This is a genomic window from Flammeovirgaceae bacterium SG7u.111 (assembly GCA_034044135.1).
In the GTDB taxonomy this organism is placed as follows: Bacteria; Bacteroidota; Bacteroidia; order Cytophagales; family Flammeovirgaceae.
Map to the genome: position 1 here is coordinate 3438790 of CP139021.1, position 12067 is coordinate 3450856.

The window sequence follows — 12067 nt, forward strand, 5'->3', positions numbered from 1 at the left end:
AATTGGTAATATAATAAGGAAATGTACTTGTTTTTTGAAGAAAATATCAGCGAAACCACAGAATATTTCAATTTATCGGAAGAAGAGTCGAGGCATTGCTGTAAAGTGATGCGCCTCGGCAAAGGTAGCCAAGTTATGGTTATAAATGGGAAAGGCGGTCTGTTTACTTGCGAAATTACTGAAGCAAATTTCAAAAAGACCGGTCTTAAAGTAATGAGGCATGAAAATAAGAGCCCTAAAAAAAACTATAGTATCCATATAGCCATCGCTCCTACCAAAAACAATGACCGGATCGAATGGTTTATAGAAAAGTCGGTGGAGATTGGCATAGATCGCATTTCCTTTATTTTGTCCCAAAATTCGGAGCGAAAAGTATTGAAGCTGGACAGACTTAAAAAAATAGCGCTAAGTGCCATGAAACAGTCTTACGCATATGATATGCCTAAAATACACGAACTAGTCAAGCTTCCTGATTTTCTAGCGTCTATTGAAAAAACCAGTTTTCAGAAATTTTTAGCACATGAAGCGCAAGACCCAGACCAAACGTTGTTTAAAAAAGCAATAAAAGGCTCCAACTACCTTATATTAATAGGCCCTGAAGGAGGATTCTCGGAAGAAGAAGTGGCACAGGCTCGTCAAGAAGATTTCGAAATTGTAAGTTTAGGGGAGAAAAGGTTAAGGACAGAGACAGCCGGTGTAGTAAGCTGCACCACGCTCAATTTATTAAATCAGATATAATTCGATCATAAGCTATGTTCAAAAAAGCTCTATTACTCATAAGCACTACGTTCATTATTTGCTCAGCTTTTGGGCAAGATTATTCCTTTAAGTTGGCAAAACTTAAATACAACGGTGGTGGGGACTGGTATGCCAACAAGACCGCCTTGCCCAACCTTATTCGTTTTTGTAACCAAACCCTAAACCTGAACATAAACCCCCAAGATGAAATAGTGGAAGTAGGAAGCCCAGAGTTGTTTTCCTATCCGTGGGTGTACATGACTGGGCACGGCAACGTTGTGTTTTCGCAAGCAGAAGCCGCAAACCTTAGAAATTACTTGATCTCTGGAGGCTTTTTGCACATAGATGATAATTATGGATTAGACAAGTTCATTAGGGTTGAAATGAAAAAAGTATTCCCAGAACTAGAATTTATAGAAGTCCCATTCGACCATCCTATTTACAGTCAAAAATTTAGATTTACTGAAGGGATACCCAAAATCCATGAACATGACAACAAACCTCCCCAAGGTTTTGGCATCATTTACGAAGGCAGGCTTGTTTGTTATTATTCTTTTGAAAGCGACTTGGGAAATGGCTGGGAAGATCAAGTAATTTATAATGACCCTGAAGAAGTAAGGTTGAAAGCACTTCAAATGGGCGCAAACATTCTCTCCTACGCCCTTACCCAATTTTAGACTTCCGCTTTGAAAAAGGAGTTGTCCCAATTTCCATGTATGTCCCAATAAATCTCGCCGCTATTTACCGTTAGTGGCGAGTTGATATTATTAGAATAAAGCATGCCTGTCCCTAGTCCTTGGGGCATTTCGACAGGATATGCGGAAGTCAGTTGGCAAATAGCATTTAGACCAATATTTGATTCTAAAGCTGAAGTGATCCACCAACCAATGTTCATTTCTTCGGCAGTTCTAATCCACTCCTGAGTTGCCAAAAAACCTCCAAGTAAAGAAGGTTTCAAGATAATAAAAGGAGGTTTGATCGTTTCCAACAAATTCTTTTTGTCCTTCACCCCTATCAGCTCCTCGTCTAAGGCAATGGGAATTGGAGACAATTCGCACAAACTTGCCATGCGTTCCAGTTGTCCTTGCTTAATGGGCTGCTCTATTGAATGCAATTCAAATTCAGAAAGTCTTTTCAGCTTTTCAATAGCATTTTTAGGTGAAAAAGCACCGTTTGCATCCACCCTCAAAGTTATTTCCTCTGCTGAAAATTCATTCCGGATATATGCTAAGAGTCCGCACTCTTCTTCAAAATCAATTCCACCTACTTTTATTTTGATACACTCAAACCCCTCGTTCAACTTCTTCTTTATTTGGTCAAACATGAATTGCCTGCTTCCCATCCAGATAAGACCATTTATTGGAATTCGAGATTCCCCTTTTTCAAAACCTGTTACAAAAAATGCTCTCTTCCCTTTGCCAACAAAATCCATATAAGCCATTTCGAACCCAAATTGAATACTAGGATAAGAAGACAATTGCTCAATAATTTTGTAATAAGAAGGATTATTTGAGTTTTCCCATTGAGTGCAGGCAGACTTCAAGTAAGGCAGATAAGAAGATCCATATTCGGGACTTAAGCCAGAAAGCGGGCTGCACTCCCCCACTCCATATATATAAGGTGTACTGTCATCATACAACTTTATGAAAAATGTCTCTTTGGTTTTAAGGCTGCCCCTTGAGGTTCTTGCGTCAAAATGAAACTTGAGTGTATGTGGGATGATATCTACTTTAATTGCCATAAATAATTCTTGTCTTTAATATTCAGCGGTTTAACGAATATTTAGTCTTTAATGTTAATAAGTAAGAGAAGATGTGCACGATTTGTGCAGCACTAACGTTTGTAAACTGAGTAAAAAAATCACATGCAAATTTTAAGATAATCAACTTAAAAATCACTAAACATTATGAAAAGCATCCTTTTTATTGTTTTTCAACTTTTTGCTGTAAGTATTGTAGGTTCTGCCTTTGCTCAATGCAATGCGGATCTTTACAGTGAAAAAAGCATGAAAAATATTTCCTCTGGGTTTCTCTATGAAAAAAGTTACCGTGTAGATGGGAAAAGCGGTAGAAAAAGAACGATTGAGTATTCGTGTATTTTGAGCAAGGACACCAACTATTCTTTCACTATGAGCACCAAAGATGGTGGTGCAAATGGTTTGGTATTTAGCTTGTTGGATGGTGAACGAAATACGGTCGCCACCAATTATTACAACAACAAGTTTTTTGAAGGACTTCAGTACAAATGTAAATCGACAGGCTTGTATTTTATGAACTTCTCCTTCAAGGAGTCCAAAAGCCATTGCGGAGCGGCAGTACTTGCTTTCCGACGGTAAACAACCAATTTGAATCAATAAAAACCCCCTTCTCAAAATAAATGAGAAGGGGGTTTTTATTCAGTCCATCCCCAGCACATTCTGTACTCAAACGGACAAAATTGACCGCCAACGGTCATCAGTTGTTACATCAAACTTTTACTTTATAATGCTATACATTGATTTTCAACCTCTTGCAAAGTGGTATTAATATTGGAATTGATATAACAAATTACCTATCCACTAAAACGTGTACTGACCATGAAATCAATTGCAATTGAAATACCCAATGTGCCAGGAGAGCACGAAATTGAGGTAGATGTCAGGGTTAATGGCGTCAAAACCAGCTACAACTACAGGGTTGAAATATTCAAATGGGAAGATTGTGAAGAGCCTCAAGAAACTCGTATTGAGTGCATAAAAAAAATAGTAAACATGTATGATGACGAATGGCAACTAACTCACATTGGAATGCCTAATGATGAATACATCCCCATTACATTCCAGAAAAGAATGGGCAAAAAAACGAAGACGGGAGATGTCTAAGTTGCTTTGTTCACGAGGACTTAATTTGAATTATACCAATCAGTAATACCAGATTTTTAAAAATCCATTATTTCTAGTTAATATTGCCTATAAATTTCATAAAAACAGAGGGCAAATTACAGAGTGATGAAGAAGTATTATCTGAACAACTTAAGAGAACTGGAAGCTGAATCCATGTTTGTTATCAGGGAAGTGGCTGCTCAGTTTGAAAGACCTGCTATTCTTTTTTCAGGTGGAAAGGATTCCATAATAATGACCCACCTTGCAAGAAAAGCATTTTATCCTGCCAAAATTCCTTTCCCATTGATCCATGTGGACACCGGGCACAATTTTGAAGAAACCATCCAATTTAGGGATAACCTAGCCGAAAAAATAGGAGCAAAGCTTATTGTAGGTTCAGTTCAAAAATCTATTGACGAAGGCAAAGTACAAGAAGAAACTGGTTACTACGCAAGTAGAAATGCACTTCAAACAGTTACACTTTTAGATACCCTTGAAGAGCATAAAATTGATGCTGCTATGGGCGGCGCTCGTAGAGATGAAGAAAAAGCAAGGGCTAAAGAACGTTTTTTCTCTCACAGAGATGATTTTGGGCAGTGGGACCCTAAAAACCAAAGACCAGAGCTTTGGAACCTGTTCAATGGAAGGAAAAATATGGGCGAGCATTTTAGGGTGTTCCCTATTAGTAACTGGACCGAAATGGATGTATGGCAATATATTCAATTGGAAAACATTGACATCCCTCCTATTTATTTTACCCACGAAAGAGAAGTGATTGAACGTGATGGATCGTACCTTGGCGTGAGCCCTTTCCTTAACCTCAAAGAAACAGAGATTCCCAAGAAAATGAGAGTGCGTTTCCGCACCATTGGCGACATGACCTGTACAGGAGCTGTGGTTTCTGAAGCACACAACTTAGACGATGTGATCAAAGAAGTGGCTGCTTCAAGAGAAACAGAACGTGGCACAAGGGCTGATGATAAAAGATCGGAAACAGCCATGGAAGACCGTAAGAAAGACGGTTATTTTTAGTCAAATTATTTTCACAGGGACACTTACAAAAATTGGCATAAGCCAAAAAAAATAAAGAAATGATTGAAGATTATGCAAATATGGAGCTCCTGCGCTTCACTACCGCAGGAAGTGTGGATGATGGAAAAAGTACGCTGATCGGGCGTTTGCTTTACGATTCAAAATCAATTTTCGAAGATCAAATTGCCGCAGTAAAGACTTCAAGTGAAAAAAAAGGTCTAGAACACATTGACCTATCATTGCTAACTGACGGATTGAAAGCCGAAAGAGAGCAAGGAATCACTATTGATGTGGCGTATAGATATTTTGCCACTCCCAAAAGAAAATTTATCATAGCAGATACTCCAGGGCACGTTCAGTACACTCGTAACATGGTTACTGGTGCATCAACGGCAAACTTGGCTTTGGTTTTGGTAGATGCGAGACACGGAATAGTTGAACAAACTAACCGTCACGCTTTTATCGCTTCATTGCTAAAAATCCCTCATTTGGTTGTTTGTATCAACAAAATGGACTTGGTTGATTATGACCAAGATGTATATGAAAAGATCGTGGAGGATTTTAAGAGGATGGCCGGCAAGTTAGACGTTAAAGACATTAGCTACATCCCAATGAGTGCCTTGAACGGAGACAACGTGGTTGACCGTTCGGAGAACATGAAATGGTACGACGGCTCTACCCTGCTCCATTTATTGGAACATGTCCACATCGCAAGTGATACCAACCACTTGGACATCAGGCTTCCTGTTCAATATGTAATACGCCCTCATAGCGAAGAATATCACGATTTTAGAGGCTATGCTGGCAGATTGGCTGGAGGCATCCTTACCAAAGGCAAAGAAGTAACCGTATTGCCTTCAGGTTTCAAGTCAAAAATCAAGTCAATAACCGATCTCAACGGTGAGCTAGACGAGGCTTTTGCCCCAATGTCGGTAACTGTTGAGCTTGAAGATGATATTGACATCAGCAGAGGGGATATGCTGGTAAATGGGGAAAGCGAACCTTTTAATTCTCAAGATATTGAGGTGATGCTTTGCTGGCTAAACCCTAAATCACCTGCTCCTCGCACTAAATTCGTTGTAAAACATACTACAAGGGAAGTGAAGGCAATGATCAAAGAAGTAGTTAATAAAATTGACATTGAAACCTTGGAGAACATTCCAAACCCAGGGGAAGATTCAATTAAAATGAATGATATTGTGAGGGTGAAGTTAAGAACTACCCAGCCTTTATTTTTTGATGTTTACAAAAGAAATAGAACTACTGGGAGCTTGATCATGATCGATGACTCTACCAACGAAACAGTAGCAGCGGGAATGATTGTTAGCAGTAAGTAAGACTCAAGTTTCATAGATTGATTTTTAAACCAGCCTCAATTGGCTGGTTTTTTTATGCCCTTCCCTGAATTAACATTTAGTTCACACGCCTTCCATTCCCTCCTATCATTTTTCAACCACAACTTGTTTCCTGACTTCATAACAAGATGATTTATGATGTATATCAAAAAAACAGCCCTAATGTTAAGTTTTTAGAAAAAGATGTCTTGTTATTTTTAGTTTACGTTATATTAATATATAATTAACACATGAATTAAAAAACAGGATTGTATTCACATAAAATTCAATTTAAAAACAAAGATTCAGCACATGAAAGCTTTAAATAAAACCATCGCATCTATAGTTACTTTTGTCGCACTTTTTGCATCAGCTCAACTCGCTTTTGCCCAAATGGCAACTACAGAAATCCGTTTTTCAGAAGCAGAAGGATCTGTCACTAAAAATGTCTTGAACCCTATACCGACTAACTATGCTGAAATAGCTAACAAGATTGTGTACCCAAGAGAATTGCGAGAGACTCAAATAGAAGGAAAAGTAATAGTAGAGGTTACAGTAAACGAAAAAGGGCAAGCAGCTCAGTATAAAGTAGTCCATTCTCCAGGCCAACTACTTTCTTCTGCCTGCCTCGAGCATGTGGATGAACTGACTTTTGAGCCTGCACTGTTAGCAGGAAAAGCAACTTCCAAGGTAGTCTATGTACCATTCAGATTCAGGTTGACTGGCGAGTAGTAAGAGAAGATTGATTTTATAAGGTATTTAGTGAAAGCTTGCTAATAAAGCAAGCTTTTTTTGTGCGTTAGGATTACTTTTGACTAGCCTTGAAAGTTTTTTGCAATCTTATTAATATATTGTGCCTTACTTTTTCAAGATTCTATCGTTGTATGAAAGATAGCACAACTAGACAAACCTAACGCCTGATAAACAAGCATGAGGGAAACCGATTTTATAAAGCAAAACAAAAAGAAGTGGCAGGACTTTGAGGAACTTCTCAATCAAACAGATAAAAAACCTGACGAGCTCACAAGGCTTTTCATTGAAATAACCGACGACCTTTCCTATTCGCGTACATTCTATCCTAATCGCCTAGTTGGTGCCTACCTCAACAACGTAGCTCAGAAAATATACAAGTCGGTTTATGGAAAAAGGCATGAAAACTTTAAAGCGAAACTTAAAGACTTTTGGTTTGAAGAAGTGCCTGCGGTAGTTTATGCAAGCCGAAATGAGATGATTATTTCGCTAGTCGTATTTCTGTTTTCTGTTTTTATTGGGATTTTCTCCAGCATGCATGACCCCGAGTTTGTCAACCTGATTTTAGGAGACAGCTACGTAAACATGACCCTTGAAAATATTGAAAATGGAGACCCAATGGCAGTCTATAAAGGCATGAACGAAATAGACATGTTTTTAGGCATCACTATCAATAATTTAAGTGTCGCATTTTTGACTTTTGTGACCGGAGTGCTGATGTCCATTGGTACGTTGGCTGTTTTGCTCCGAAACGGGATCATGGTCGGTGCTTTCCAATATTTCTTTATAGAAAGAGGGCTGTTTTTAGATTCTTTCTTGACCATTTGGATGCATGGTACGCTGGAAATATCAGCTATCGTCATCGCTGGCGCAGCAGGCTTGACCATGGGAAGAGGACTTGTTTTCCCAGGCTCCTACTCACGCATTTATTCCTTTCAGCTCTCAGCCAAAAGAGGGATTAAGATCATGATGAGTATTTTCCCTGTTTTTGTATTGGCGGGTTTCATCGAAGGTTTCCTAACCCGATACACCGACCTCCCAGATATCATAAGGCTATTTATTATCCTGATATCTCTTGCTTTTATTATAGGCTACTATATTTATTACCCTTATATAAAATCTAAAAGCGGTTTCAAAAACAAGAAAGAACAACCGATCAATTTTGGTAGAAACGACAAGAAATTAGACAAAGGCGAGCTGAAAGACAACGGTCAAATCTTCACTGATATATTTGCCGTTTACCGTGTTTTCCTAAGAAAAACCTTATTGTACTTCCTGCCTCTATCAGCTGTTTTTGGGATTTATATCACTTATACCACTACGCAAGGTTTTACAGAACAATTTGGTTATATAAGCTCAAATTGGGCGTTTTCTCAAATAGAAACCATATTCAATTATGATATTTTCTTTCAGTTTGCGATAGCTAATGGGGCAATGCTGGCAGGCAGCTTGTTTTTTTGTGTAATCATTTGCAAAGTTATCTTTGGTGAGAATGGGACTATAGATCCTCGTTTTGGGAAAGAAACTATCTTTGCCACCTTCAAAAGCCACTTTGTCAAAGTCCTTTTCATTTCCTCGCTTATCACTCTCATTAGTTGCCTAGGTTGGATTGGGTATTTTTTACTGCTCATGACATATCCTTTCATCCTCTTATGGATGTTTGAAAGCATTAATAAAGGAAAGAATTTGATGTCTTCATTTAAGAACGCTACCAGTTTGCTTGGAGGGAGTTTGGCAAAGATCATTGGGCTAAACATTATACTGTTGATAATATGTACCGTTTTTCTATTTACATTAAACTCTTCCATCGTCTGGTTTTTGGTAGAATCATTAAGCATAAACTTTTTGCTTTCTGAAAATGCCATGAACTTTGTTTTCAATGGGGTCTTTAGCAGCATTGTGATGTATGGAATATGCTTGACTTTGCCGATCTTAATAATTGGCAATGGAATTCTCTATCATTCTTTAATCGAATTATCTACTGCCCAATCGCTCAAAAAAACAATCAGAGAATTTGGTTCAAACAAAAAAGTTTATGGATTTGAGACAGAGAGCTAAGAGTGTATTATTCCTTCTCGGGTTAGTTGTTACCTTAAACTTTTCTGCCAGCGGCCAAGATTTACAGGAGGAATATGAGAACTCGGAAATAGCAGAAAAAGAGCTCAATAGGGAGAAATGGAAATCTATTTCCAATACGCTAGTTTATACTCAGAAGGAGAAAAAAGAAGTTGATTTGGACAGGTCTCCTTCGTTTTCCATTCCTTCAGGGGCATTGCCCATATTGAAAGTAGTAAGCCTTTTATTGGTAGGTGGAATATTGGCATTTATGCTCTACAAACTTTTTGGTAATAGGTCAGGCTTAAATAAAAAAGTGGACAGGACAAAGCTTAGTGCGGAACTTCTTGATAACCTTGAAGACCATATTCACGAGGCCGATTTTGATAAACTTTTGAAAGAAGCGATTGGAACGGGCAATTATCAAGCAGCGTGTAGAATTCTATACATCAAATCCATAAAAACCATGAGCGACGACGGTTTGTTGGTTTGGAAAAAAGAAAAAACCAATGCTAGTTACTTAAGCGAGATAAGAGAATATTATACGTTATATAGATTGTTTTTTAGTCTAACTCTCAGCTACGAAGAGGCCTGGTATGGAAACAAGGTCATGGATAGGTTTAAGTTTGAAAGCATAAAAGATGCCTTTGATAAGTTAGAAGGCGTATTGGGAACACTAAGGAAAGGGCAAGAAGCCGGGGCAAATCCAGATTGACGTTTTTTTTTGTTGTTTCAAATTGAACACCTAAGAACACTGATCATCTAGATCAAATTTCACAAAACTGATTCATAATTTAGTATAAACATTGAAAAAGAATCCAACCATATTTGGCGTAGCCATTATCTGTATAGGTCTCTTGATTTATTTTTTCATAAATCAGGGTGAGGAGGAAACTAGTTGGTTTGAAAGTTATAAGAAAGAAAGCAAGGAACCTTATGGAACGCTACTCATAGCTAGCCTGCTAAATGGCTTTTTTCCAGAAAAAAACTACACTGAAATAGATGAACCACTAGAAACATATTTAGCCGAAAACAGCTTTGATGAAGCTACAAATTATGTATTCATTGGGCGATCCATGTACCTTTCCGATAGTTCTCAAAAAGAGCTATTATCTTTTGTGGAAAAAGGGAACAATGCCATGATCATTTCTACTGCACTTCCCCAGCTAATGTTCGATACACTTTTTTCCTATGACGATATTTATGAGCCGAACTATGATTACCTGTATGATAATGAAATTAAGCTGACTTTCAAGCACCCTAACCTAATGGATTCGGTGTTTGCGGTCAACTATTATTACGACTTTGACACAACCTCTACCTACTGGTCATACCATAACAGAGATGTTTATACACCCAAAATAGAAATGGTAGAATTGGGTATACTCAACAGAGGGCTCAGCTATTTTGTGAAGATAAAATGGGGTGAAGGGTACTTCTATTTGCACACCGTCCCACTTGCATTCAGCAACTATTTGCTGAAAAAAGAGAAAGGTTTTTCACATGCTCAAACTGTATTTTCTAACTTACCCGAAGGCGATATTCTTTGGGATGAAGTGAGTAAAATTTATGTCGAACCGCCTTTTGAACAAGAATTCTCCCCTAGCCCTCTTAAGTTTATTCTTTCTCACGAAAGCTTACGATGGGCTTGGTACCTGCTACTAGCGTTAGTTGTTTTTTATGTTCTTTTCAGATCGAAAAGAACCCAACGAATTATACCTATTTTAGATCCATATCTCAATACATCTCTAGAATTTGTCCAAACCGTGGGCAAGCTTCACTTCAAGCAGCTAGATCACAAAGGGTTAGCCCAAGAAAAAATGCAGTTGTTCCTAGGAGATATTAGACGGAAATACAGAGTTTCCACTAACAATTTGGATGATGCTTTTATCAAATCTCTTTCGGTAAAAGCGCAAGTAGAACTCGAGATTGTACAAAAAGTATTTGCCACATTCGAAACTATAAATAATTTTTACAAGGTGGGCGAAGAAGATCTCAAGAGGTTATATCTCTCGATAGAAACTTTTAACAAGCATGCTAATTCAACTAAACTGAAACCTGCCGAACAAGTTGCCAAGTAGGTTTATCATAAAATTGACCCAATATATTTAACTAATAATGATGGAAAACGAAGAAAATAATTTGAATCCAACTCCTTCGAACGAACCAGAAGAGAACAAAGAACAGCGTATTGAGCAAGAAACACCGGTTCAAGAGGCGCCAGTCCATGCGGTAAGCAACAAAAAAATTGCGGACGAACACTTGGTGAAAGTAAGCAATATTGTCCAAGGGGTGAAGGATGAAATTGGGAAGGTGATTGTAGGACAAGAGGAAACCGTTGACCTCTTGCTAGCGGCACTTTTCACCAATGGGCATGTACTGCTCGAAGGCGTTCCGGGTATAGCAAAAACACTCCTTACAAAAGTGCTTGCTAAAACACTCACGGCTAATTTTTCAAGGATTCAATTCACTCCTGACCTGATGCCAACAGATGTTTTGGGTACAACCATTTTCAACCTAAAAGACTCGGAGTTTGTGTTTAAATCAGGGCCTATTTTCTCAAATATCATCTTGATAGATGAGATAAACCGCGCCCCTGCAAAAACTCAAGCCGCTCTCTTTGAGGTGATGGAGGAATTCCAAGTCACCTATGACGGGACTACTTACCCAATGTCGAAGCCGTTTTTTGTAATGGCAACCCAAAACCCAATCGAACAAGAAGGTACGTATTCATTGCCCGAGGCTCAGTTAGATAGATTCGCATTCAAACTCCACCTCAGCTATCCTTCTGTTTCCGAAGAAATTCAAATCCTGAAAAGGTTCCAAGAGGATTTTAAGCAGACGCAAACTGAAACAGTACAACCCGTTCTTGCCCCTCAAGACATTGAGTTCTTCAAAAAGCAAGTAGAGTTGGTGTACATAAAAGATGAATTGATAGAATACATAGCCAAGGTGATTGGTCTGACAAGGGAAATCAACGACTTGTTTCTCGGGGCATCACCAAGGGCATCTCTTGCTATCCTCAAAACATCAAAAGCTCTTGCGCTCATGAACGGCAGGTATTTCGTAACGCCAGATGACATCAGACGAGTGTCCTACCCTGTTTTGAACCACAGGATTTTACTTAGTCCTGAAAAAGAAATGGAAGGTGTAGAAATTTCAGATGTAATAAACGATGTGCTCCAAAAGGTAGAGGTACCAAGGTAATTTGGCATATAGTGCTAGAAGTACGAAAAGCTTCTAGCATCTATTTTCTTCTCAAAACTCACCTTCCTACTTCTATTGCACACTAAGTAAG

At 38.5% G+C, this 12067-nt stretch carries 12 protein-coding genes; 11 read left to right on the top strand and 1 reads right to left on the bottom strand.

All coding sequences use genetic code 11. The annotated features are described in order from the left end of the window. Window positions 1-21: 21 nt before the first annotated feature. The gene (locus R9C00_13330) at window positions 22-738 is read left to right on the top strand and encodes a 16S rRNA (uracil(1498)-N(3))-methyltransferase (protein WPO38439.1); all 717 of its coding nucleotides are present in this window, start codon (window positions 22-24) and stop codon (window positions 736-738) included. Between the two features lie 14 nt (window positions 739-752). Further along, window positions 753-1415 (top strand): DUF4159 domain-containing protein, encoded by a 663-nt coding sequence (locus R9C00_13335; GenBank protein WPO38440.1) that lies wholly within the window; start codon window positions 753-755, stop codon window positions 1413-1415. Here R9C00_13335 and R9C00_13340 read toward each other — a convergent pair. Beyond that, window positions 1412-2479: an o-succinylbenzoate synthase gene (locus R9C00_13340; GenBank protein WPO38441.1), complete on the bottom strand. Its 1068-nt coding sequence runs from the start codon at window positions 2477-2479 to the stop codon at window positions 1412-1414. The genes R9C00_13335 and R9C00_13340 overlap by 4 nt on opposite strands. Window positions 2480-2644: 165 nt before the next feature. On the opposite strand from R9C00_13340, the gene R9C00_13345 reads away from it, so the two are divergent. From R9C00_13345 to R9C00_13385, 9 genes are all read left to right on the top strand, one after another. Beyond that, the gene (locus tag R9C00_13345; protein ID WPO38442.1) at window positions 2645-3073 is read left to right on the top strand and encodes a hypothetical protein; all 429 of its coding nucleotides are present in this window, start codon (window positions 2645-2647) and stop codon (window positions 3071-3073) included. A gap of 240 nt (window positions 3074-3313) precedes the next feature. Further along, window positions 3314-3598: a hypothetical protein gene (locus R9C00_13350; protein ID WPO38443.1), complete on the top strand. Its 285-nt coding sequence runs from the start codon at window positions 3314-3316 to the stop codon at window positions 3596-3598. 126 nt (window positions 3599-3724) lie between these two features. Continuing rightward, window positions 3725-4630, top strand: coding sequence for a sulfate adenylyltransferase subunit CysD (gene cysD / locus R9C00_13355; GenBank protein WPO38444.1), 906 nt, complete (start codon window positions 3725-3727; stop codon window positions 4628-4630). 59 nt (window positions 4631-4689) lie between these two features. Further along, window positions 4690-5967, top strand: coding sequence for a sulfate adenylyltransferase subunit CysN (cysN, locus tag R9C00_13360; GenBank protein WPO38445.1), 1278 nt, complete (start codon window positions 4690-4692; stop codon window positions 5965-5967). Window positions 5968-6276: 309 nt separating this feature from the next. Next, complete coding sequence (locus R9C00_13365) at window positions 6277-6696, top strand: energy transducer TonB (protein ID WPO38446.1); 420 nt, start codon at window positions 6277-6279, stop codon at window positions 6694-6696. Window positions 6697-6894: 198 nt separating this feature from the next. After that, the gene (locus tag R9C00_13370) at window positions 6895-8772 is read left to right on the top strand and encodes a stage II sporulation protein M (protein WPO38447.1); all 1878 of its coding nucleotides are present in this window, start codon (window positions 6895-6897) and stop codon (window positions 8770-8772) included. After that, window positions 8750-9484 (top strand): hypothetical protein, encoded by a 735-nt coding sequence (locus tag R9C00_13375; GenBank protein WPO38448.1) that lies wholly within the window; start codon window positions 8750-8752, stop codon window positions 9482-9484. Before R9C00_13370 ends, R9C00_13375 begins: the two co-directional genes overlap by 23 nt. 91 nt (window positions 9485-9575) lie before the next feature. Continuing rightward, window positions 9576-10850, top strand: a complete 1275-nt coding sequence (locus R9C00_13380) for a hypothetical protein (protein ID WPO38449.1) — start codon at window positions 9576-9578, stop codon at window positions 10848-10850. A 37-nt stretch (window positions 10851-10887) separates the two neighbouring features. Continuing rightward, window positions 10888-11976 (top strand): MoxR family ATPase, encoded by a 1089-nt coding sequence (locus tag R9C00_13385; protein ID WPO38450.1) that lies wholly within the window; start codon window positions 10888-10890, stop codon window positions 11974-11976. The last annotated feature ends 91 nt before the right edge of the window (window positions 11977-12067 follow it).